Source organism: Actinopolymorpha sp. B11F2, from assembly GCF_040195635.1.
Lineage (GTDB): Bacteria > Actinomycetota > Actinomycetes > Propionibacteriales > Actinopolymorphaceae > Thermasporomyces.
The window spans coordinates 452,950-474,887 of the sequence record NZ_JBEFTX010000002.1 but is presented as its reverse complement, the minus strand read 5'-3'; the positions used below and the strand labels follow the sequence as shown (position 1 = coordinate 474,887).

Annotated in this window: 21 protein-coding genes; 11 read left to right on the top strand and 10 right to left on the bottom strand. The window is 69.8% G+C overall.

What is annotated here, in order from left to right; translation table 11 throughout:
- Positions 1 to 32: 32 nt before the first annotated feature.
- The 3 genes from ABN034_RS06045 to ABN034_RS06035 all read right to left on the bottom strand — a co-directional run bounded on the left by ABN034_RS06045 (position 33) and on the right by ABN034_RS06035 (position 2,691).
- Positions 33 to 1,016, bottom strand: coding sequence for a RecB family exonuclease (locus ABN034_RS06045; protein WP_349689979.1), 984 nt, complete (start codon positions 1,014 to 1,016; stop codon positions 33 to 35).
- A 98-nt stretch (positions 1,017 to 1,114) separates the two neighbouring features.
- Positions 1,115 to 1,993 carry a PHP domain-containing protein gene (locus ABN034_RS06040; RefSeq protein ID WP_349689978.1) on the bottom strand — a complete coding sequence of 293 codons (879 nt, stop codon included), beginning with the start codon at positions 1,991 to 1,993 and terminating at the stop codon, positions 1,115 to 1,117.
- A 62-nt stretch (positions 1,994 to 2,055) separates the two neighbouring features.
- Positions 2,056 to 2,691 carry a DUF6758 family protein gene (locus tag ABN034_RS06035; RefSeq protein ID WP_349689977.1) on the bottom strand — a complete coding sequence of 212 codons (636 nt, stop codon included), beginning with the start codon at positions 2,689 to 2,691 and terminating at the stop codon, positions 2,056 to 2,058.
- A gap of 127 nt (positions 2,692 to 2,818) precedes the next feature.
- Here ABN034_RS06035 and ABN034_RS06030 point away from each other — a divergent pair, with 127 nt between their 5' ends.
- Positions 2,819 to 3,697 carry an alpha/beta hydrolase gene (locus ABN034_RS06030; RefSeq protein ID WP_349689976.1) on the top strand — a complete coding sequence of 293 codons (879 nt, stop codon included), beginning with the start codon at positions 2,819 to 2,821 and terminating at the stop codon, positions 3,695 to 3,697.
- A gap of 92 nt (positions 3,698 to 3,789) precedes the next feature.
- Complete coding sequence (locus tag ABN034_RS06025) at positions 3,790 to 4,731, top strand: helix-turn-helix transcriptional regulator (RefSeq protein WP_349689975.1); 942 nt, start codon at positions 3,790 to 3,792, stop codon at positions 4,729 to 4,731.
- Between the two features lie 17 nt (positions 4,732 to 4,748).
- Here the strand turns inward: ABN034_RS06025 and ABN034_RS06020 are convergent, their stop codons facing one another.
- Positions 4,749 to 5,324, bottom strand: coding sequence for a histidine phosphatase family protein (locus ABN034_RS06020; RefSeq protein WP_349689974.1), 576 nt, complete (start codon positions 5,322 to 5,324; stop codon positions 4,749 to 4,751).
- 34 nt (positions 5,325 to 5,358) lie between these two features.
- On the bottom strand, positions 5,359 to 5,841 hold the full coding sequence (locus ABN034_RS06015) for a YflT domain-containing protein (protein ID WP_349689973.1): 483 nt from the start codon (positions 5,839 to 5,841) through the stop codon (positions 5,359 to 5,361).
- A 603-nt stretch (positions 5,842 to 6,444) separates the two neighbouring features.
- Between ABN034_RS06015 and ABN034_RS06010 the strand changes: the two genes are divergently transcribed.
- From ABN034_RS06010 to ABN034_RS05975, 8 genes are all read left to right on the top strand, one after another.
- Complete coding sequence (locus ABN034_RS06010) at positions 6,445 to 7,593, top strand: magnesium and cobalt transport protein CorA (RefSeq protein ID WP_349689972.1); 1,149 nt, start codon at positions 6,445 to 6,447, stop codon at positions 7,591 to 7,593.
- A 289-nt stretch (positions 7,594 to 7,882) separates the two neighbouring features.
- Positions 7,883 to 8,629 carry a PadR family transcriptional regulator gene (locus ABN034_RS06005; protein WP_349689971.1) on the top strand — a complete coding sequence of 249 codons (747 nt, stop codon included), beginning with the start codon at positions 7,883 to 7,885 and terminating at the stop codon, positions 8,627 to 8,629.
- Between the two features lie 218 nt (positions 8,630 to 8,847).
- Positions 8,848 to 9,903: an ATP-binding cassette domain-containing protein gene (locus tag ABN034_RS06000; RefSeq protein ID WP_349689970.1), complete on the top strand. Its 1,056-nt coding sequence runs from the start codon at positions 8,848 to 8,850 to the stop codon at positions 9,901 to 9,903.
- Positions 9,900 to 10,688, top strand: a complete 789-nt coding sequence (locus ABN034_RS05995) for an ABC transporter permease (protein WP_349689969.1) — start codon at positions 9,900 to 9,902, stop codon at positions 10,686 to 10,688. Before ABN034_RS06000 ends, ABN034_RS05995 begins: the two co-directional genes overlap by 4 nt.
- Positions 10,689 to 11,845: 1,157 nt before the next feature.
- Entirely contained in the window at positions 11,846 to 12,421 is a 576-nt protein-coding gene (locus ABN034_RS05990; RefSeq protein WP_349689968.1) for a hypothetical protein, read from the top strand.
- Positions 12,422 to 12,551: 130 nt separating this feature from the next.
- Complete coding sequence (locus tag ABN034_RS05985; protein ID WP_349689967.1) at positions 12,552 to 13,808, top strand: magnesium transporter MgtE N-terminal domain-containing protein; 1,257 nt, start codon at positions 12,552 to 12,554, stop codon at positions 13,806 to 13,808.
- Entirely contained in the window at positions 13,798 to 14,346 is a 549-nt protein-coding gene (locus ABN034_RS05980; RefSeq protein WP_349689966.1) for a DUF1003 domain-containing protein, read from the top strand. The genes ABN034_RS05985 and ABN034_RS05980 overlap by 11 nt, the downstream gene beginning before the upstream one ends.
- A gap of 9 nt (positions 14,347 to 14,355) precedes the next feature.
- On the top strand, positions 14,356 to 15,507 hold the full coding sequence (locus ABN034_RS05975) for an Mrp/NBP35 family ATP-binding protein (RefSeq protein WP_349689965.1): 1,152 nt from the start codon (positions 14,356 to 14,358) through the stop codon (positions 15,505 to 15,507).
- 192 nt (positions 15,508 to 15,699) lie between these two features.
- Here the strand turns inward: ABN034_RS05975 and ABN034_RS05970 are convergent, their stop codons facing one another.
- From ABN034_RS05970 to sigE, 5 genes are all read right to left on the bottom strand, one after another.
- Positions 15,700 to 16,251, bottom strand: coding sequence for a sec-independent translocase (locus ABN034_RS05970; protein WP_349689964.1), 552 nt, complete (start codon positions 16,249 to 16,251; stop codon positions 15,700 to 15,702).
- A gap of 109 nt (positions 16,252 to 16,360) precedes the next feature.
- The gene (locus ABN034_RS05965) at positions 16,361 to 17,755 is read right to left on the bottom strand and encodes a S1C family serine protease (protein WP_349689963.1); all 1,395 of its coding nucleotides are present in this window, start codon (positions 17,753 to 17,755) and stop codon (positions 16,361 to 16,363) included.
- Positions 17,756 to 17,816: 61 nt separating this feature from the next.
- Positions 17,817 to 19,223, bottom strand: coding sequence for a sigma-E factor regulatory protein RseB domain-containing protein (locus ABN034_RS05960; RefSeq protein WP_349689962.1), 1,407 nt, complete (start codon positions 19,221 to 19,223; stop codon positions 17,817 to 17,819).
- Positions 19,224 to 19,246: 23 nt separating this feature from the next.
- Positions 19,247 to 20,017, bottom strand: a complete 771-nt coding sequence (locus tag ABN034_RS05955) for an anti-sigma factor family protein (RefSeq protein ID WP_349689961.1) — start codon at positions 20,015 to 20,017, stop codon at positions 19,247 to 19,249.
- A complete protein-coding gene (gene sigE, locus ABN034_RS05950) occupies positions 20,011 to 20,727 on the bottom strand; it encodes an RNA polymerase sigma factor SigE (protein ID WP_502878977.1) in 717 nt (238 codons plus the stop codon). Before sigE ends, ABN034_RS05955 begins: the two co-directional genes overlap by 7 nt.
- 333 nt (positions 20,728 to 21,060) lie before the next feature.
- Between sigE and ABN034_RS05945 the strand changes: the two genes are divergently transcribed.
- Positions 21,061 to 21,696, top strand: coding sequence for an O-methyltransferase (locus ABN034_RS05945; RefSeq protein ID WP_349329849.1), 636 nt, complete (start codon positions 21,061 to 21,063; stop codon positions 21,694 to 21,696).
- Positions 21,697 to 21,938 lie beyond the last annotated feature (242 nt).

Sequence of the window (21,938 nt, the reverse complement as noted above, 5' to 3'; positions counted from 1 at the left end):
AATCCCTACCCGGCGAGCCGTTGCCGACCCCGTCAGCCCACAGCCGTGTCGAGACCGTCCCACGGCCGGTTGCTCGGGTATGCCGAACGTCCCTCGGGACAGTGGGCCGAGAAGTCGCACCATGCGCACTGCGGCCCTGGCATCGGCGGAAAGGTTCGCTCACACTCAGCCGGCGAAAGCCCTTGTGCGTAAGCGGCTTCGGCTTCGGCCGCTTCGGCCCCGATCCCGTCGGCCCGAGCGATGTGGCGGGTGAGCGACTCGGCGCTGTGCTCCCACCACACGACAGTGCCGGTCGGAAGATGATGCAGCTCGACGCGCCGGCAGCGGCGGTGGAGGGTGCGTGCAGTCGCGGCGGCGTAGACGGCGAGCGCGAGTGAACTCCGCGCGTCGGCCGTAGTGAGGCTGCGGCGACCGGTCTTGTAGTCGACGACGACGAGCTCGACCTCTCCGGGATCGCCGGGCGGTTCGCCGGCAGGGTCGCCTTGGTCGCCGGGAGTGTCGCCTTGTTCGTCGGCAGCGTCGCGTTGGTCCCCGGGAGTGTCGCGTTGGTCGCCGGGTTTGCTCACCGGGCGGGCGTCCACGCGGTCGATCCGGCCGGACAGCGCCAGCGACGGCGTGGTCACGGCAACCGTGCGTTCGACCCCGATCGGCTCGTCGCAGGGGTCGAGGCCGGTGACATAGTGCTCCACCATCCGGCGGGCGTAGTCGCACCAACGGTCGCTCTGAGCCGAGTCTCGGAAGCCCTCGTCGATCCAGACCCGTTGCAGGATCTTGCCCGCTGCATCGGGGGTACGCCCATGCACCGGCAGCCGCCACCAGGAGGCCAACGCGGTGTGGACGCTCGCACCCACGCTGTTGTGCGCCCACGGCGGACCCTTCGGCGGGGTGGGTCGCTCCAGGTAGGTGAAGCGGTAACGCCGCGGACAGTCCAGCCAACCGAGCAGCCTGGTCGGCGTCGCTCGGAAGAGCCGGCGCGGCATGGCCTCGAAGCCCAACTGCTGTTGTCGTGCCCCCATGCAGGCCATCCTGCCAACGACCACCCACAACCCGCCCTCGCCCCCTCGCACAGCGACCCACGCGACAAGGGCGGTGACAGGTGGAACGGAGAGGGACGTCACGGCAGGTAGGGCTGCGGTACCACCCGTCCCGACCGCTCGGCGTTGACCCGCGCGCGGTCGAGCAGGCGCAGGAACTCACCTTCACTGGTGGTGCAGCTGCCCAGTTCGTGGCCGTCCTTGCCGGTCCCGTGATGGTCGCTGGACCCGGTGACCACGAGGTCGAGGTCGCCTGCGAGCCCGCGCAAGGCCCTGCGTACGGCGTCGTCGTGGTCGTGATGGTCCACCTCGACACCGGCCAGGCCCGCGTCGGCGAGGGAGGCGATCACATCGTCGCTCAGCACCTTGCGGCTGGCCCGCCCGCGCGGATGCGCCAGCACGGGTGCTCCGCCGGCCGCGATGATCAGGGTGACCACTTCGGCCGGTTCCGGTGCGTACCTCGTGATGTACGCCGGCTTTCCCTCGCTCAGCCAGCGGTCGAACGCCTCCCGCCGGTTCGCGACATGACCAGCCGCCACCAACGCGTCGGCCACGTGTGGCCGTCCGAGCGACGTCGCCTCCCGCGACTGGGCGGCCACGTCGGCGACGTCGAGTACGACCCCCACGGCACGCAGGCGTTCGAGGATCAGCGGAACCCGGGCGTTGCGCCCTTCGCGCACGCGTTCCAGCATGGCCTGCAGCTCCGGCTCGCCCGGATCGGGTAGGTAGGCCAGCATGTGCACACTCGTAGCGGCCAGGCGGCACGACACCTCGGCGCCCACCACGAGCCCGATCCGGCGGCGCTCGGCCTCCGCGCGCGCCTCGTCCCACCCGGCGAACGTGTCGTGATCGGTCAGCGCCAGGACATCGATCCCGGCCGCCGCCGCGTGGTCGACGAGGACGCCCGGCGAATCGGTACCGTCCGAGCAGCGTGAGTGCGTGTGCAGGTCGATGCGCACCGAGGGCTCCCGAGAGGCGTGCGAACAATCTGGCACACCTTAGGGCGTACCCACCCAGGGATTCAGGAGCCGCCGAGGCGAGGCGTCAGGGCGCCGTAAGGAAGCAGATCGACCTCGCGCCCCAAGGTGCCCATGTCCGCGAGGCTGAACGGTTCGAGCAGTAGCGCCCCGGCGGTCTCGGGGTGGAAGACCAGCCACAACCAGAAGCCCTCCGCCTCACCCGCGTAGACAGCGCGATCAGCAGGCCCGCGGACGAACCACAGCGGCGTCGGCCGGCCACCGGCCTGGACCTTCGCCTGCGGAGCGCCGTCACCGAACGCGTCGCCCGGGTCCGCACCCGACAGTCCGGCATAGCTCGCGCCCAACCCGATGCCCATCTCCTCGGCCACCAGCAGCAGCTCCCCGGGCCCGCCGAGTGGGTTCGGCCCGCTGCATGCGACGACCGTGGCGCGGACGCCTTCGACCTCGCTGCCGGCGTGGCCGACGCCGGTGATGACCCATCCGTGGGGAATCGGCCACGGCAACCAGATCGGGAGCCGCGACCGCGAGGCCAACCAGCGTACGAAAGCCGCCGAGGGTTGACTGAACGGACGCAACGGGGGTACCGGTCCGTGCGCCCCGCAGTTCCAGTTCGTGTCCCACGGCGACGGGGCACGCAAGGATCCTTGACATCTCGGGCAAACTGGATCGCCCTTCATGCGTACGACGTTCCTCCCTGAGACGGCGCAGGTCAAGGGTGGACGCCGCGAGGTGTACAGATCACGTACAGATCCGGTCCTCACAGGCCTTGATCGCCGGCACGGTACGCATGCCACGATGGCCCGCATGCTTTCGAGTCGCCGCTCGTTCCTCACCGCCGGCGCGGGGTTCCTCGCGGCCGGCACCGCCGGTGTCGGCCTCGTCGAGGCCCGCATGCTCCCCGGCCGCGTCTACCTCCACACCGCGCTGGGACTCACCGGCGAGGACGGCGTCATCCCCCATGTCAGACCAGGTCCCCGGGTCGACAAGGAGTACGCCTCCCGCGCGTGCAAGGGCGACCTGGTGCGATGGTCGATTGCGTACCCTCCCGGCGTACCCACCGACGCCCGGCTCCCCGTCGTCCTCGCCCTGCACGGCCGGGGTGGTGACCACCGGTTCGCGTTCGACGAACTCGGCCTCGACCGGTACCTCGCGGCCGCGGTCGCCGCGTGGCCCACGCCCTTCGTCGTCGTCTCGGTCGACGGCGGACCGGACAGCTTCTGGCATCGCCGCCGCGACGGCCGCGATTCGCAGGCGATGATCCTCACCGAACTCCTCCCCCAGCTTGCCGCTCGCGGCCTGCGTACCGAACGCATCGGCCTGATCGGCTGGTCGATGGGCGGCTACGGTGCCCTGCTCCTGGCCGAGCGGCACCCCGACCGGATCGCGACTGTCGTGGTGTCGAGTCCGGCGTTGTGGCAGGACTACGCCGAGGTGCCCGAAGGTGCGTTCGACGGCGAGACCGACTTCCGGGCCCATGACGTCTTCGCCGACCCGTCGGCGTTCGAGGACATCCGGATCCGGGTCGACTGCGGGCGCGACGATCCGTTCGTCGACGCGACGCAGGCGTTCGTCGACGGCCTGCCGACGCGGCCGGCGGGCGGGTTCCAGCCGGGGGCGCACACGGCCGGCTACTGGCGGCGGATGGTGCCTGAGCAGTTCGAGTTCCTCGCCTGGAACTTCTGACGGTTGCCGCGAGCGTGCACCTCCCCCGGACCACCCGGGTGGTGGGCCGGCGGAGGTTCAGAGCGTCCGTGGCGTACTGCACACTGGGGCGCGTGCGGGCAAGCCGACTGATCTCCGTCGTCCTGCTGCTCCAGGCCAGGGGCCGGATGACAGCGGAGGAGCTGGCGAAAACCCTCGAAGTGTCCGTACGTACGATCTACCGCGACGTCGAGTCGTTGAACGCCGCCGGTATCCCCCTGGTCGGCGAGCCCGGCAACGACGGCGGCTACCGCCTTCTCGACGGCTACCGCACCCGGCTGACCGGGCTCACGGCCGACGAGGCCGAGTCGCTGTTCCTCACCGGCGTGCCGGCCGCGGCGGCCGCACTGGGCCTCAGCGAGGTCGCGACCGCGACCCAACGCAAGCTGCTCGCGGCGATCCCGCAGACCGCTCGGGAACGTGCCGAGCACGCACGGCAGCGGGTTCATGTCGACCTGGTGCCCTGGGGACAGGAGGCGCTGGCCGAACCGCTGCTTCCCGAACTGCACCAGGCGATCTGGGCCGACCGGCTGATCCTCGTGCGTTACGGCACGACCACATCGGCCATCGAACTGGCGCCACTCGGCCTGGTCTGCAAGGGCACCCCCTGGTATCTGCTGGCCCTCCGCGGCACCGCCATCCGGACCTACCGCGTGTCCCGCCTGCACAGTCTCAGCGTGACCGAGAAGTGCTTCGTCCGTCCTGCCGACTTCGACCTTGTGCGGCACTGGCAGGACGCGGTGGCGGCGTACGCCGAGACGTTCGGCCGCATGGCGGTGAAGCTCCGCCTCCGCGGCAACGCACTCCTTCGGGCCCAGTGGGTGCAGGCCCGGTCCCGCACCATCGCCGAGCCCGACACCGAGGGCTGGTCCGACGTCGAACTGGTGGTGGAAGATCCCGACAACGCCCTCGACGTGATCCGTACCCTCGGCAATGACGTCATCGTCGTCGAACCAGCCGCGCTACGCACGGACGCGGTCGCGATGGCACAGGCATTCGTCGCCGCCAACACGTAGGTCCGGCATGCGGCGGGTCAGGCGTTCCAGCTCAGGATGGCGGGAGTGTCGCGTTCCCAGCCGAGCACGCTCACAGTCGTGGTGTCGAGGACCAGGTGGGCGCCGGCCTCAGCGGGCTGACCGATCCAGCGGGCTCCCAAGACCCGCAGGAGGTGGCCGTGCGCGAAGAGCAGGGCGCGCTCGCCGGCTTCCGTGCGTACCCGGTCGATGATCCGGTCCACCCGCTCGGCCACCTCCAACGCCTTCTCCCCACCAGGCACCGGATGGGTCCAGATGGTCCAGCCAGGGCTGTCCCGCTGAATCTGCGCGGTGGTCAGGCCTTCGTACTCGCCGTACCTCCACTCGTGGGCGTCGGCATCGACCTCAGCACGGTCCCCGAAGCCGGCCAGCTGGACCGTGTCGCGGGCACGTAGGAGCGGACTGGTGAGGACGAGGTCGAACGACGTACCGGCCAACCGGGTCCGCAGCTCCCGCGCCGCGCGTTCGCCTTCGGCGGTGAGGGGCAGGTCGGTCACGCTGGTGTGCTTGCGCGTACGACTCCATTCGGTCTCGCCATGCCTGGCCACCCACAGGTCGGGCTGGCCGCGGGTCATCCGGCGCTCGCAGTGCGTACGGCTGGCTCCTTCGTCACAGGGTGCCTGTGTGCAAGGCCAGCTTGGCGAGGAGGTTGCGCGCTTCCTCCGCCTTCTGCGGTTGGCACAGGAGGTCGTAGGTCGACGCGACCACCTGCGTACGGGAGGTGAAGTCGCGGTGGCCGCCCGTCGCGCGGTAGCCGACCCAGCCGAAGATGACGCCGAAGATCGCGCCGATCACGACTCCGGTGATCACCAGGGCGAGCGCGCTGCCCCCGGTCCTGGCGAACAGGCTTATCAGGATGCCGACGAAGAGCCCCCACCACGCGCCGGCGCCGGCGCCGACGGCGATGGCGCGGCCCTGAGTGAGACGGCCCGTCACTCGCTCGACCAACCGCAGGTCGCTGCCCACGATCGTGACGTTCTCGACCGGGAACTTGTTGTCCGACAGGTAGTCGACCGCGCGTTGCGCGTCCGCGTAATTGGGGTACGACCCGACCTTGAGGCCGCTGGGCGGCTCGGGAAGCGGAGCAGCCATCGTGGACACCTTCCTCTCGAAGGTCTCACCGGTCCGCGGGCCGTCTTTGCCCGTACGCGCAAGATCGACCAGTCGCGGTTCGTCGTCGGCAGCTGAAGTGTTCTCCTTCGAGGATGCCCCACCTGTTGCGGGCGATGCGCAAGATCGGCGGTTTTGCCGCTGGTAAACTGGCCGCGGTTCGCGTCGTCTTGTCGCGACATCGCCCGGTTGTTATGACTCTCGAAGTCAATCATCAGGCAAGGTTGGCAATTCCCCACGATGCTTGGTGAATTCGCCACCAGTCGTGGGGAATGATCACCCATGCGTGATCATTCCGGCCAAGGCCGAGGTCGCGGCTGGCTTTGCCCTTGCGAGGGCCCGGCGTCGAGGAGGTGGTCGCAGGTGAAACCTGCCTATCCCTGCAGTACCAGCGTCCTCCGACGCCGATCTGAGCTCGCGCGCTAGCAGGCGGTCGACGCCCTGACATCCGCCCGAGGCTGACCGTCGACACGAGCCCGGTTCGATCTCGTCTGGTCCAGAGCGGCCTCGGAGGACCTCCGCCGCCCACGTTCACATCGTGGGCGCCTTCATTGCCGTTTCCGCCGACGAGGAGGTCAGTCGACCATGGCAGCATCGAGCACATCTGTCCGTCCCGCCCGAAACGCCGTGCTCGCAGGGCGCCGCGCCCGCGCGATGATGCGTGCGATCCGCCGCCGATCCCTGCCCGACCGGCTCGTCGTGCCGTCCGCTGACGCGGGGGCGACGACGACCAGTCCCGAACAGGCGATCGTCGACTGGGCGTTCTACCGCGACGGCAAGCGGCAGGATGACGTCACGTCGTACGCCGAGGGGGTACGCCGGGCACGGCAGGGTGGCGGCTTCGTCTGGATCGGTCTCTTCGAGCCGACCGAGAGCCAGCTGGCCGGCCTCGCCGACGAGTTCGACCTGCATCCCCTGGCGGTCGAGGATGCGGTGACCGCGCACCAGCGACCGAAGCTCGAACGCTACGACGACTCCCTGTTCGCGGTGTTCAAGACCGTGCGCTACGCACCACAGGGCCAGGTCGCCACATCCGGCGAACTGGTGGAGACCGGTGAGGTGATGGCGTTCGTCGGTGCGGAGTTCGTGGTGACGGTCCGCCACGGTGAACACAGTGACCTGGGCCAGGTACGCCGCCAACTCCAGGACAACCCCGAGCACCTGGCGCACGGTCCGTCCACCGTGCTCCACGCCGTGGCCGACCGGGTGGTCGACGACTACCTGGCAGCCGTCGACCGGTTGCAGGACGACATCGACGAGCTGGAGATCTCGGTCTTCTCGGCGCGTGGCGCCCGTGACGTCGGCCGGGTCTACCAGCTCAAGCGGCAGGTCCTCGAGCTCAAGCGGGCCGTCGCACCGTTGACCGTTCCGTTGCGCCACCTTGCCGAGCGGCCGCTGCGGTTGGTGGCGCCGGACATCAGGGAGTACTTCCGCGACGTCGAGGACCACCTCACCCGGGTCCGCGAGCAGGTCGCCGCCTTCGACGAGTTGTTGACGTCGATCCTGCAGGCGAGCCTTGCTCAACTCACGGTCGCCGAGAACGAGGACATGCGGAAGATCTCGGCGTGGGTGGCGATCCTGGCGGTGCCGACGATGATCGCGGGGATCTACGGCATGAACTTCACCCACCTACCAGGGGCAGATTCGCGGTTCGGCTATCCGGCGGTCCTGCTGGTGACGCTCGTCATCTGTGTGACGTTGCACCGCTACTTCAAGCGCAACGGCTGGCTCTGAAGCCTCGGGTCCGGCTGCCCGACGCTATCGCTCGGCCGTTTCATGATCAGGTGTCACGAATGGCTGGTTGCCGAGCCGAGAAGCTGCCATTCGTCACGCATGATCACGGCCGCGGCGTCGCCAGATGCCTTGACATCGAATGACCTCGCCCGAATACTCGATGCAGAGTATTCGGTGCAACCAGGGCGAAGAGGCGGTCGGCCACCTCCACGGCCCACCGCGCGCCGCGACTGACCCACCACCGCACCGGCACGGCCCCGAGGACCGGGCCCGAGGCAAGGAGGACCGGATGACGAGGCGCAAGGTGTCCAACCCCCTCGCCCTCGCCGTGCTGTCCCTGCTGCTCGAGCGCCCCATGCATCCGTACGAGATGTCGCGCACGCTCCGGGAACGCAACAAGGAAGGCAGCATCAAGCTCAACTACGGCTCGCTCTACTCGGTCGTCGACAAACTGGTGGCCCATGGCCTGATCGAGCCGCAGAAGACGGTCCGCGACGGCCGACGGCCCGAACGCACGGTCTACGGCGCGACCAGCGCCGGCCGAGCCGAGTTCGAGGACTGGCTGGCCGAGCTCCTGGCCATTCCCGTGAAGGAGTTCTCACAGTTCGAGGCCGGACTCTCCCTTCTCCCGGGCCTCCCGCCCGAAGAGGTGGTCGACCTGCTCGACCAGCGCTGCGTCCAGCTCGAGCACTCCCTCGCTTCCTCCGAGGCCATCCTGAAGGCCAGCGCGCCGTCGCTGCCGCGCTTGTTCTGGATCGAGTGGGACTACGTACGCACCCATCTCGAGACCGACCTGCACTGGACCAGGAAGCTCGTCGGCGAGATCCGCGACGGTTCGTTCGACGGCCTCGCAGATTGGCGGGCGTTCCACACCGATGACACCCCGCCCGACCTCGCCGACCCGGCCCGCGACGTACCGGCCGACGACACACGAGGCAGTGACACACGGGGTGTGGGCGGTGCAGACAAGGACACGACCGCCGACGTCCCACAACGGAAGGCCTCCGGCCGGAAAGGGAGGCTCAAGAGCGTCTGAGACCAGAGCAGCGCCAACACACGAAGGCCCTGGCACAGGTGCGGCAACACCTGGGCCAGGGCCGAGATCTCCGCATCGTTCCGGTCCGTACGAACGAACCCTCGCGACCCGAAGACCGCACTTCCCACCTTAGGCCGTGTCTCACGTGCCCACCCGCGAGGACCGCTCGCCGGACCGGACCGTCCCAGTAGGTAGTCCCATGGGAGGTTCACCACCGCATGTCCAGCACAACTACCACGTCCCCGCCCGGCGGGGCACCGCCGAGCCGAGACGGCTTCGCCATCGAGGCCCGCGATCTGTCCAAGACCTACGCCGGAAAGGTTCGCGCTCTGACCGGCCTGAGCGTTTCGGTCGGAGCCGGCACGGTCTTCGCGCTGCTCGGCCCGAACGGCGCCGGCAAGTCGACGACCGTCAAGATCCTCACCACGCTGACCCGACCGGACGCCGGAACCGCCACAGTCGCCGGTCACGACGTGCTTCGGCACCCCGACGCCGTACGCCGGTCGATCGGCTACGTCTCGCAGAAGCCGCAGTTCGATCCCGAGGCGACAGGGAGCGAGAACCTCTACCTGCAGGGGCGGTTGTACGGCGTACCACGCAAACGCCTCAGAACCCTGGCTCGTGCACTCCTGGAACGGTTCGGGCTCGGTGACGCCGCACATCGGCCGGCGCGTACGTACTCAGGTGGGATGCAACGCAAGCTTGACGTCGCGCTCGCCCTCGTCCATACACCGAAGGTTCTGTTCCTCGACGAGCCGACCACCGGCCTCGACCCGCACGCGCGCGCCGACATGTGGAAGGAGATCAGCCGATTGGCGAGCGACGACGGACTGACCATTCTGCTGACGACGCACTACCTGGACGAGGCCGACCAGCTCGCCCACGAGGTGGCGATCGTGGACCGCGGCGCGATCGTGGCCCAGGACAGCCCCGAACGCCTGAAGAGTGAGCTGCGCGGCGACGCGATCCTGGTCGAGTTTGCGCAACCCGCGGTTGACATCGAGATCGCCGCCGCCCTCGGCCGCCTCGACGGCATCCGCGAGATCAGCGTGGACGGTGCCAGCGTCCGCGCGCGGGCCGATCATGGGGCACGGTCGGTGCCTGCCGTTCTCGCCACCCTCGAAGCGACCGGGGTCGGCGTCGCGTCGGTCACTGTCGCCCGACCGTCGCTAGACGACGTGTACCTGAGGTACGCAGGACGGCGGTTCGACGAGCGGGACGGCCAGCTGAGCAACGGAACCGCCACGCGCCACACCGAGGAGGTCGGCCGATGAGTGCCCCCATGGCTGCCACGTTCGTCCAGGCCGGAAACCTCACCCTTCGGGAGATCCGGGCACTGCTGCGGCAGCCGCTGTACATCGCGGTGTCGCTGGTCCAGCCCCTTGTGTGGCTGCTGCTGTTCGGCCAACTCTTCAAGCGGGTCGTGGAGATTCCAGGATTCGCCGGCGGTTCGTACATCACCTTCATGACGCCCGGGATCGTCGTCATGACGGCGCTTTTCACGAGTGCGTGGACGGGCATGGGCCTGATCGACGACATGGAACGCGGCGTCATGAACCGGTTCCTCGTCTCGCCGACCAGCAGGGGCGCAATCCTCGCCGGCAAGATGGCCCATCTCGCGGCCAGCCTCGCGATCCAGGTGCTCATCGTCGTCGGCATCGGCCTGGCGATGGGTGCGCGCTACCCAGGTGGGGTGGCCGGGGTGGCCGTGACCGTCTGCGTCGCGGTGTTGCTCGCCGTGGGCTTCGGTTCGTTCTCCAGCGCGGTCGCGTTGCTCGTGCGCCGGCGCGAGTCGCTCATCGCGGCGTCGCAGTTCCTGGTGCTGCCGATGTCGTTCCTGTCCTCGACGCTGATGGCGAAGGAGATCGCGCCGGCGTGGATCCAGCGGGCGGCCACCTTCAATCCCGTCGACTGGGCGGCCACAGCCAGTCGTGGGGCGTTGTCGGCCGATCCGGAGTGGGGCGCGGTGCTCCTGCACTGTGGGTACCTGGCGGTGTTCGCGGGAGCGCTCGGATTCCTTGCCACGCGGGCGTTTCGTTCGTACCACCGCTCGGTGTAGGTCGCGCTCGGTGTAGGTCGCGCTCGGTGTAGGTCGCGCTCGGTGTAGGTGACGCTCGGTTGTAGGTGGCGGCCTCTTCCATGATCATGAACGGAAACCGGCATATACGCCGACAAAACCTTCCCTGATCACGATCATGATCACGGGGGTGGTGGGGGCCGTGGACATCGCGCGCAGTGACTCGGCCTCGTCGCGTAGTGCGTCGAGGGCGGCCCGCACGCCAGCTTCGGCAGTGCCACGCGTCGCTCACGAGGTCGACCAGACCCTGGTCGTCACCGAGCGCGGCGATGGCGTCGCGGACCCGGTGATGGATCGTCTCGGACTGGACCGCGGCATCGACGGCGAGGAGCATCTGGTCGACCCGCTGCACCGCTTCGGCGTACCGGTGGACCGCCTGGATCCGGCGGGCGATGGCAGCCTCGGCCGTACGCACCGCCGCGGCGTGCTCGGGCAGGCCACCTCCGGTCTCGCCCAGCAGCCGCCTCGCCGCCGCCAACTGGACCAGCGCGTTCGCGATCCGCCACTGTTCACCGCCGAGCAGCGCGACACCGTCACCGAGTTGGCCGTCCCGTTGCGCACGGGAGCAGGCGACCAGGAGGACTGCGTCGACCACCTCGCGCATCGCCCGCCGATCCTTCTCGTGCAGGTCCTGGTCGGGGATGATCACCTGCGGTCGAACCTCGGCGTCGTCGCGTCGCCCGTTGACGTGCCGCCGTACCTGCCAGGCGACATGACCGACTGCCGGGGTGCCCAGCAGGAGCATCACGGCCCGCGCCACCAGATCGATGTTCGGCTGCAGGACGAGAAAGAGCCAGAGCAGCCCAAAGCCCACGACGAAAACGACCCCGACGGCGTTGACCCGCTCGGTCGTGTGAGTGAGCCACCGCTGCGCCGACCGCCAGACGCGGACCCGATCGGTATGAGTGATGTCAGGGGGAACAAGGATGTCGCGGCCCTCACGACGGATGACGCCTGCCGAGGACGGGATCGCGAGCCGAGTCCCGTCGGTCGGGTCCGCCGCCAGGAAACGCCGCCAGCGCGACCGGGCGGCATCTCCCCCACTTCCGGGTCCGGTCCTCGGCGCCGGCGGAGTGGTGCCGTACCCATCCATGGCGGCAGGGTAGCCGCCCGGATCACCATGTGGGAGCCTCGTGCACGTGGCAGCACAGCACCAGCCCTCGCCCGAGGTCCTTCGGGCACTCGTGGAAGAGTCGACGCGCAAGTCCTCGGTCATCTGGCTGCGCTACGGCGACCATGCGCGTGCGCGGCCGGCCTGGCACGTCTGGCACGACGGCGCCGCCTACGTCGTCATCGCCGGCCCGGAGGCAGACCGCCAGCAAGGGCGGCTGGGCGAGATCGAGCAGCACGTTCCCGGACTCGCCGAAGCGGAGACCACCACGGTGACCTGCCGGGCGAAGGACAGCCGTGCCCGCCTTGTCACCTGGCGGGCCCGCGTCGGAAAGCTCACTCCGCGTACGCCGGAATGGGAAGGCGCGGCGGCCGCGCTCGCGGGCGACCGGCTCAACGCGACCGACGCCGCCCACCTGCTCGAACGCTGGAGTGCGTCCGACACGATCCTCCGGCTCACCCCGACCGGCGAGGTCCTCGAAGGACCGGGCCGGATGCCCACCGACGACACGGCCGTTCCGCCACCGGACAGTCCCGCAACCACGACCGGGCGCCTCCCGTGGGTCGTGCACAAGCGGCCGCGGGGACGTCCGCGCCTGTCCTGAGCACACGCCACGGCATCCCCTGTAGCCTCCGCTGGGCGCTTTCTTCGCGCGAGCAAGTACGCAGGTCAGCGACCGGGTTAGCCTGACCAGGGCGACGTGGTACGCCGAAGCCGAAGGGGGCGCGGGCATCGTGAGCGGAACCCCGAGCAGAGTGTTCCTCGCGAGGCTGGCGTCCACGGCCGTGTTCGACCCGCGCGGCGACCAGGTGGGAAAGCTCCGCGACGTCGTGGTGACGCTACGCCCGCAGGGCCGAGCGCCGCGGGTGCTCGGTCTGGTCGTCGAGGTTCTCGGCCGGCGGCGCATCTTCGTCCCCATGACGCGGGTCCTGGGGATCGACGTCGGCCGCATAGTCACCACCGGGCTCATCAACATGCGGCGGTTCCAGCAGCGCCCGACCGAGACGTTGGCGCTCGGCGAGCTGCTCGACAAGACGGTGACGCTGCGCGAGACCGCCGAGGATGTCACCGTCTTCGACCTCGGCATGGAGCAGGCCAGGACACGGGACTGGCTGATCACCAAGGTGGCGATCCGCAAGCCGGCCAAGCGATTCGGTCGGCGCGGGCAGACCCTGGTCGTCGACGTCGACGCCGTGACCGGGCTCAGCCTGCCCGAGGAGGACCAGGGCGCGACCCATCTGCTGGCGACGTTCGAGTCGATGCGGGCCGCCGACCTGGCGAGCGTTCTGCACGACCTGCCGCCGAAACGCCGCGCCGAGGTGGCCGCCGCACTCGCCGACGAACGCCTCGCCGACGTGCTGGAGGAGCTGCCGGAGGAGGACCAGGTGGAGATCCTCCGCGGCCTCGACGTCGAACGCGCCGCCGACGTCATCGAGGAGATGTCTCCCGACGACGCCGCCGACCTGGTGGCCGAACTGCCGCAGGAGACGGCGGAGCACCTGCTCACCCTGATGGAGCCCAAGGAGGCCGAGGACGTCCGCCGCCTCCTGACCTACGAAGAACACACCGCCGGCGGCCTCATGACCAGCGTGCCGGTCATCCTGCCGCCCGACGCCACGGTCGCCGAGGCACTCGCCCGGGTCCGCAACCCCGACCTCACCCCGGCCCTGGCCGCACAGGTGTACGTCTGCCGGCCCCCGCTCGAGGTGCCCACTGGGCGGTGGCTCGGCGTCGGACACCTCCAGCGGCTGCTCCGGGAGCCACCGTCCGCGCTCGTCTCCGGCGTCATCGACACCGAACTCGAGCCGCTGTCGCCGGAGTCCTCGCTGCAGGACGTGACCGGCTACCTCGCGACGTACAACCTGGTGGCCGCCCCGATCGTCGACGAGTCCGGCCGGCTGCTCGGCGCCGTCTCCGTCGACGACGTGCTCGACCACCTGCTGCCGGAGGACTGGCGGGAACGGTTCGCAGAGGTGAACCGTGGCTCATGACCCGTGGTCGGGCGACGGCCCTGGCACCGGACCGCACTCGCGGCGGTTGGACATCCCGCGCCAGCCTGGCCGGACGTTCCGCCCGCGCTACGACCCGGAGATCTTCGGGCGCTTCGCCGAAGGCTTCGCGCGGTTCATGGGCACCGCCCGCTTCCTTGCGTACATGACGGCGTTCGTCATCGTGTGGGTGACCGTCAACCTGGTGGGGATCTTCGGGCTGCACTGGGACCCGTATCCGTTCATCCTGCTGAACCTGTTCTTCTCCACCCAGGCGTCCTACGCCGCACCGCTCATCCTGCTCGCGCAGAACCGGCAGGAGGCCCGCGACCGCGTGCAGTACGACCAGGACCGCGACATGAACATCCGCACCCGCGCCGACATGGAGTTCCTGGCCCGCGAGGTGGCGTCCCTTCGCCTCGCGATGAGCGAGGTCGTGACCCGTGACTACCTGCGTTCAGAGCTGCGTTCGCTCCTGGCCGAGCTCGACGAGCGCGCCGTTCGCGGTGCCCGCCCGGAACAACGCGGCGACGGCCCGTAGCATCGGGGTATGACAAGCCTGCCCACCCAGGAGCAGATCCAGGCCGCCCTGGCCGGCGTGAACGACCCCGAGATCCGCCGGCCGATCACCGAGCTCGGCATGGTGCAGTCCGCCGAGGTACGCCCGGACGGCACGGCCGTCACCACGGTGCTCCTCACCGTCGCCGGCTGTCCCATGCGGGAGACCTTGACCCGGGACGTCACCAATGCGCTGTCCGCCCTACCAGGGGTGAACGACGTCCAGGTGACCCTCGACGTGATGTCGGACCAGCAGCGCCAGGAGCTGCAGGGTCGGCTCCGGGGGTCCACTCAGGCGAAGGAGAACCCGTTCGCGCGGGCTGACTCGCTCACTCGGATCTACGCCGTGGCGTCGGGCAAGGGCGGTGTCGGCAAGTCGTCGCTCACGGTCAACCTCGCGGTGTCGATGGCGAGCCAGGGGCTCAAGGTCGGCCTGCTCGACGCCGACGTCTACGGCCACTCCGTCCCGTCGATGCTGGGGATCGCCGACCTGCGGCCCACGCGGGTCGAGGACATGATCATGCCGGTCCCTGCGTACGACGTGAAGGTGATGAGCATCGGCATGCTCAAGCCGGGCCGCCAGCACGTCGTCGCCTGGCGGGGTCCGATGCTCGACCGCGCACTGGGGCAGATGCTCGCCGACGTGTTCTGGGGCGACCTCGACGTGCTGCTGCTCGACCTGCCGCCGGGCACCGGGGACATGGCGATTTCGGTGGGCCAGCAACTCACCAACGCGGACGTTGTGGTGGTGACCACGCCGCAGGAAGCCGCGGCCGAGGTTGCCGAACGCGCCGGCACGATCGCGTCGATGCTGCACCAGAAGGTGGTCGGCGTGGTGGAGAACATGTCGTGGCTGCCGTGCCCGCACTGCGGTCCGAACCACCGGATCGACGTCTTCGGCACGGGTGGCGGCACCCGCGTGGCCGCGACCTTGAGCGAACGCCTGGGCTACGACGTTCCGCTGCTGGGTGAGGTGCCCCTCGACCCGCGGCTGCGTACGGGTGGTGACTCCGGCGTCCCTGTGGTGCTGGACCAGCCCGATGCCGCCGCCTCCGAGGTCCTGCACGGTCTGGCGAAGGAACTCGCCGACCGTCGGCCAAGCCTGGTGGGGCGTTCCCTCACCATCACGCCGACTTCGCGGTAAGGCGGCTGCGGCGGCGCACCGGGCGCAAATGACCACGCTGAGCAGGCCAGTGGCAACCAGACAGGCACCGACGCCTATTCCACATGGCACTCACATGGGCAGCGTGGTCATTGCCCGGCACTCACGTGGGCAGCGTGGTCATTGCCCGGCACTCACATGGGCAGCGTGGTCATTGCCGGGGCGGCCGGAAAGTCAGGTGGCTTCGGTGTCGAACGGCGGGACGGTGACCAGCTTGTGGTCGGCGCCCGTCTCGGACTCGAGCTCGGCGTCCGCCTCGGGCGCGGGTGCCGTCTCGACGAGCGTGTCGGTGCCCTCGGCTCCGGCATCCACGCCGTCGGGGGTCGCCACCGTCACATCGCCGTCGCTCGTCCCACTCTTGCTCGTCGTCCCTGAGCCGTTCGTCGACCCGTTGACCTTGGACGTGGTGGACTTCGCTGGCTTGTGGTCGACACGGAGGTCGTCGCGGATGTCGAGATCGCGGTCGATCCGCAGGTCGTCCTCGTCGAGATCATCGAGCACATGCTTGCGAACGAAGTTCCGCGGGTTGAGATCGCGGATGTCCAGGTCCTCGAACTCCGGCCCCAGCTCGCGACTCAGCTCCCGCCGGGCGTTGGCCGCCATGTTGCGGACCTGGCGGAGGCCACGAGCGGCCTGCCGGGCAATGTCGGGCAGCCGGTCGGGCCCGAAGATGAACAGCGCGGCAACAGCCAGCACGACGAACTCCAGGGCACCGATGTCGAACACGGGCCCAGCGTAACCCTCCCGTCCAGGTGACGGCCGGGCACGGCTGGCCAGGTCCTCCCCCGGCCAGTCCAGGAGCCCAGCACCGGCTCAGGCGACGGCGCCCTGACCGCTAGCCGGTTTCCTTGCCGAGAGTGACGATCGCCTTACGTTCCTTGCCGCCGCGTTGGTACACCATTTCCACCCGCTGGCCTGGTACGTAGCTGCGGATCTGCACGATCAGGTCGTCCGCCCCGGTGACCTTGTGCCCGTTGATCACCGTCACCAGGTCGCCTCGCGCGAGACCGGCGTTCGCCGCGGCACTGTCCGGCTGGATGTCGCCGAGGCGGGCGCCGGGACCCTCGTGGCGTACGTCGACCACCGCACCCACCACTGGGTAGACCGCGTGGCCGGTACGGATGATCTGGTCGGCGGTCCGCCGCGCCTGGTTCATGGGAATGGAGAAGCCGAGGCCGATGCTGCCCTGCTGCTCCCCCCCGCTGAACGGTTCCTGGTCGCCGACGGTCGCGATTGCGGAGTTGACCCCGATCACCTCGGCCTTGAGGTTGACCAGCGGACCGCCCGAGTTGCCCGGGTTGACCGCGGCGTCGGTTTGCAGCGCGTTGATGAAGGACATCTCCGACTCCGCTCCGCCAGCGGTCACCGGGCGGTTCCGGGCGCTCACGATCCCGGTGGTGACGGTGCCCGTGAGGCCCAGCGGCGAGCCGAGCGCGACGACAGGTTCACCGACCCGCACCCGGTCGGAGTCGCCGAGTGCCACGGGCTTGAGGTTCTCCACGTCCTTCACGCGGACCACCGCCAGGTCGTACGCCGGACTCCGCCCGACGATCTGGCCCGGGACCTCCTCGCCACCGTGCAGCGACACCTTGATCGTGCCGCCGCTCGCGGCCGGCGCGACCACGTGGTTGTTCGTGAGGATGTAGCCGTCCTTGCGGATCACGAAGCCCGACCCGCTGGCGCTGCCCGGTCCGCCGGTGGCCTTGATCTGAACCACACTCGGGAGCAGGGCCTGCGCGACGGTGGCGACGTTCTCCGGCTTCGGGAACGCCTTGCCCTCCGCGCCGAGGTCGTCCTCGCTCGCCGGCGCCTCGGTAGAGATGAGCGCCGGGCCGAACTGCAGGGTCGCGAGGACGCCCGCCGTCCCACCGAGAGCGGCGGCGACCAGGGCGATCGTGACCGCCAGCGCGACCAGGACCGCACGCCGCGGATAGCGCCCGAACCACGGCTCCTTCGCCTGGACTGGACTGGTGGGAGGCACCCCGAGCGCCCGGTTGGCCGGTCCCGCACCGTTGTGGCTGCCGCCCGGGACAGGTCGTGCCCACGGCGGCGGCGGCTCGAAGTCGGGACGCTCAGCCGGGAAGTGCTGCACCCATCCGGCCCGCTGCGCGGGGACCTGCTGGGTGGGGGAAGCCGATCCGCTCGGCGGAGTAGCTACCGCCTCCCCGTTGCCCGGGACGGCGGAGGCCTCGTCGCGAGGACCTTCCGGACGATCACGTCGCTCGGTCATGTAGCCCCGCCCTTTCCCCTTGTCACACCCCGATGTGGCACCGGACCGCAGGCGTCAACCGTTATTCGAAGGGATTCAACCAGGAGACCATCCGGGACATCCCCCGGTCCAGTCGTTGTGCAAGGCCGGTCCCATCTCGCGTGGGATCACTGTGCGGAAACGCCCCAACCACGGCATCCACGGCATCAGGCGTATCGCACACCGCGGTGTAAACCAGGTCGTCATGCGCCCAGACCGCGTACGACGACAGACCGTATCGCACGTAGATCTTCGCCCGGTCCACCCGGATCTCCGCAAAGCCGTCGAGCGCGGACCCGTCAAGCCGCCCCCGCTGTTGGAACACCGAGGCGCCGCTGAGGCCGTCGGAGTACGAAAGATGCAGGGTGGCGCCGGCGTCGGTCGTACGTACGTCATAGAGCCCGAACCCACCGGGAAGGCGCCGGTCGCAGCAGTCCCAGCCCCGGTCTGCGAGGACGGCGTAGGAGCGTGGAGGGACCACGTCGGCCGGCTCGCTGGCGAGTGCCGGCGGCAGGCCTGAGCGGGTCACGCGTGCGCCGATCCTCGCCGTGACGAACCCACTGGCGCGGGTGATGACGCCGTGGCGGGTGAACACCTCGCGGCGGAGCAGCAAGCCGGTTGCCTCGTCGATCCAGAACTTCGCGGCCATCGAACCGTCGTGCCGGCGGGCGGCCACCACGGTCGCCTCGCGGTGGGCCGCGGTCGCCGCACCGGCGAGCTGGACGGAGTACGCACGGGCGAGTGCGACGACGCTGACCGCCTGCGCGTCGACCGCCGCAGGCGCCGGGCTCGGCTCGATCCCGGGCGTCGCCGATCCGGTGGGGGCCGGCGAGCGCCCCGCCGGGGTGGCGGTGGACGCGGGCTCGGCGCTGCCGGGTCGACCGGGAGCCACGAGGGCCGCGTCCGCGCCACGGTCGTCCGCCGGGTGGCCCCGGTCCGGTGCGCCGCGCTTGCCGCCCACGGAGTCGCGGTGGATCCGGACGACGGTGCCACGCCCCGGAATGTTGGTGACGTCGACGAGCTCGGACATGCTGCCCGTCGCCGTACGGCCCGCGGCCTCGGTCCATACCGCGATGAACTTCGTGCCGGCGTAGGCGGTCGTCCACTCGGCTCGCGTGGCCCGGCGAAGCGCCGCCAGGGCTTCGGGCTGGTCCCGGGCCGCTGGGACCGTATCGCCTTCGCCGGCGACTGACCTGCCTCCTGGCCCGCGATTGTTCGTACCGTCCGTCGCCGCAGGCACGGCCAGGCCGGTCGCACCTCCGCTGGTGAGAAGGACTCCGGCCAAGACGACGAACGCCACGAACCGCACAGGTGCCGCGCGTCGAGAACCGTGCCGCGGCGACTGGTCAATGCTGTCGACATCGCTGCCGGATCTCAGGCCGCTTTCAGTGCCGGTGCCGCTTGCAGAGCCCAGGCCGCGATAGCCGTCCACGCCGCTTTCACTGTCCACGCCGCCCCCAGCGTCCCGGGCGTTCAGCGACCGGACGAACGGCCGCGGAGCCCACGTTCCAGGACCGCGGTCACGGCACCCGGATCGGACAACGGTAGGTCGGACACAGTGTCGGCGTGCTCGACGGAGTACTGCCGGATGGGGGGTACGACGGTCACCTCAGGATGAGCGTCCCCGCCCGCGGCGAACGCGGCGACCGCCGCCATGCCCGCCATAGCCGCGAGGCCGGCCACACCGGCGGCCATCCGGCGCGGGAAGCGGCCGGCAGCCATCGCCATGGCCGAAGCGTCACCCGGGCGACGTGTGCCCGGCTGCGCGGGCGGCCGAGCTGGCCACGGACCGGTCCGCCTTCGCCAGGTGCGCAGGGAAGACCGCTCGCGCATGCGTAGAGGTCCGACGGCATGAGCCGCTCCGACCACGCTCGGCTCACGGCCGACCGCACCAGCCGTCCGGGCCGCGCCAGTCGTCGGGTTAGTGCCAGTCGTCCGGTCTATGCCGGTCGTCGGGTCGGTACCGGTCGTTGGTTCGGTGACAGTCGTCGGGTTAGTGCCAGTCGTCCGGTCGGTGGCACCCACCGAAGTGAGCGCACCCAGCCCGAACAGGGCGGCCTGGAAATCCTCCGTGGGAGCCGGATCAGGTGTGCCGGCGAGGATGGCCTTGACCTGGCGTTCGGCGTCGACGGCGGCGCGGCATTCGGCACAGTGCGCGAGGTGAGCGAGAACGCGGTCGCGGCTCTCGTGGTTGAGCTCACCGTCGACCAGTGCGGACAGACGGGCGTGGGCGTGGTTCACCACACCGATCCTCCTCCGCCACCGGCCGGCTGACCGGCCGGGTGAGGTTCGGGGCGTTCCACCCCTTCCGAACCTTCTGGGCGGGCGTGCTCCGCGGATTCGAGGCGAGCGGGCTCCGCGCGCTCAGGGACAGTGGCGTCAGCGGTTTCCGCGACGGCCGGCTTGACGGGCATACGGTGCCTGAGGGCCTCCCGCAACTGGGAGCGGCCGCGGTGGATCCGACTGCGGACGGTGCCGAGCTTGACGCCGAGCGTCGCCGCGATTTCTTCGTACGACAGTCCCTCGATATCGCAGAGCACGACAGCAGCCCGGAACTCCGGCGGCAGCGCTTCGAGCGCGGCCTGGATGTCGGCGTCGAGGTGGCGGTCGTCGTATGCCTCCGCGGGGCTCGGTTCGGACCCGGGCAGGCGTTCGGGGGCGTCGTCGGGCAGCGCGTCGAACCGGATCCGCTGCCGGCGGCGGGCAAGGTCGAGGAACAGATTCGTCGTGATCCGGTGCAGCCAGCCCTGAAACGTGCCGGGCGTATAGGTCGAAAGGGAACGAAAGACGCGGACGAACACCTCCTGGGTGAGGTCCTCCGCATCGTGCCGGTTACCCGTCAACCGATAGGCGAGCCGGTAGACCCGAGATGAATGCGTACGGACGATCTCCTCCCAGGACGGAGGCGTCCAGACGTCGACGGGTGCTGTGCCCGCGAGATCCTCTGCCACCAGACCCACCTCCCCACATCGCCCAGCCGGCGGATGCCGGCTTCCGTGGCGTCGGACGCCACGGTTCACCGCTGCCGGCCGGCCGAACACAACCGACCGCTTCCGCCGGCAGGTGTTCCATTGTTGCCACTGTCCACCCAAAATGGCTCCGGCCGAACCCTGGTCTTAGCCCCTTCTTAGGAATGCCAGAGGTCAGGGTTCGCCCGGACCGGCCCTAAAGCCCGATTCTGGTGGTAAAGGGCACTAGGCTTCGGTGACGCAACGTGTCCGGAGAAGCCGGACAGAACGGCCCGCGGCTCGAGCCCAGGGCAAGACTCACAGGAGGTAGTCGTCTCCATGGAGATGAAGCCCGCGACCTGGGCCTACGCCGAGAACTTCATCGCCGAGGACGACGTGCTGGTGCAGGCCCGCAACCGCGCGGCCGAGGTCGGTGCGACGCCGATCGGCCAGGGCGGGGGCGCCACGCTGCGTTTCCTCGCCGCGACCGTCAGCGCCAAGACGGTGGTGGAGATCGGCACCGGTTGCGGCGTCTCCGGGATCTGGATGATCCGAGGCATGCGGCCCGACGGCACCCTCACCAGTGTCGACGTCGAAGCCGAGCACCAGCGGCTTGCCCGGGAGTCCTTCGCCGACGCGGGCATCCCACCGCAGCGCACCAGGCTGATCACCGGACGCGCGCTCGACGTGCTCCCGCGGCTCACCGACAACGCCTATGACCTGGTGTTCTGTGACGGTGACAAGGAGGAGTACCCCGACTACTACGAAGCGGCGTTGCGGCTCCTGCGACCTGGTGGCGTGGTGGCGATCGACAACACCCTGTGGCACGACCGGGTGGCCGATCCGGCTCAGCGCGACCCAGCGACGGTGACGATTCGTGAGCTGGGCAAGCGGATTCTCGACGACGAACGCGTCGTTCCCGTCCTGCTCCCCGTCGGCGACGGCCTGCTCTGCGCCGCCAAGCGCGGTTCCTGAAGGGCCCGACCGTTCCCCAAATGACCACGCTGCCCATGCGTCCGGTAGCCCGAACAGGCATCGACACCTGTCCCAGGTTCCGCTGGCCCGGCTGACCAGGCCACGTCACCGACCGGGGCATGGCCGCTGGGTCGCCTCGTGCCGTGCGCATCACCGGCCCGGGGGCGGGCCCGCTAGGTCGCCGCGTGCCGTCGGCATCACCGCCCGGGGCATGGCCGCTGGGCCGCCGCGTGCCGTCGGAA

What these genes read in the sequence shown, in the direction of transcription:
- ABN034_RS06005 (WP_349689971.1), top strand. Translation starts at nt 7,883, where the DNA reads ATGACGAGGCGCAAGGTGTCCAACCCCCTCGCCCTCGCCGTGCTGTCC.
- ABN034_RS05945 (WP_349329849.1), top strand. Translation starts at nt 21,061, where the DNA reads ATGGAGATGAAGCCCGCGACCTGGGCCTACGCCGAGAACTTCATCGCC.
- ABN034_RS05995 (WP_349689969.1), top strand. Translation starts at nt 9,900, where the DNA reads ATGAGTGCCCCCATGGCTGCCACGTTCGTCCAGGCCGGAAACCTCACC.
- ABN034_RS06035 (WP_349689977.1), bottom strand. Translation starts at nt 2,691, where the DNA reads ATGAAGGGCGATCCAGTTTGCCCGAGATGTCAAGGATCCTTGCGTGCC.
- ABN034_RS06010 (WP_349689972.1), top strand. Translation starts at nt 6,445, where the DNA reads ATGGCAGCATCGAGCACATCTGTCCGTCCCGCCCGAAACGCCGTGCTC.
- ABN034_RS05975 (WP_349689965.1), top strand. Translation starts at nt 14,356, where the DNA reads ATGACAAGCCTGCCCACCCAGGAGCAGATCCAGGCCGCCCTGGCCGGC.
- ABN034_RS06030 (WP_349689976.1), top strand. Translation starts at nt 2,819, where the DNA reads ATGCTTTCGAGTCGCCGCTCGTTCCTCACCGCCGGCGCGGGGTTCCTC.
- ABN034_RS06045 (WP_349689979.1), bottom strand. Translation starts at nt 1,016, where the DNA reads ATGGGGGCACGACAACAGCAGTTGGGCTTCGAGGCCATGCCGCGCCGG.
- ABN034_RS06000 (WP_349689970.1), top strand. Translation starts at nt 8,848, where the DNA reads ATGTCCAGCACAACTACCACGTCCCCGCCCGGCGGGGCACCGCCGAGC.
- ABN034_RS05965 (WP_349689963.1), bottom strand. Translation starts at nt 17,755, where the DNA reads ATGACCGAGCGACGTGATCGTCCGGAAGGTCCTCGCGACGAGGCCTCC.
- ABN034_RS06020 (WP_349689974.1), bottom strand. Translation starts at nt 5,324, where the DNA reads ATGACCCGCGGCCAGCCCGACCTGTGGGTGGCCAGGCATGGCGAGACC.
- ABN034_RS06015 (WP_349689973.1), bottom strand. Translation starts at nt 5,841, where the DNA reads ATGGCTGCTCCGCTTCCCGAGCCGCCCAGCGGCCTCAAGGTCGGGTCG.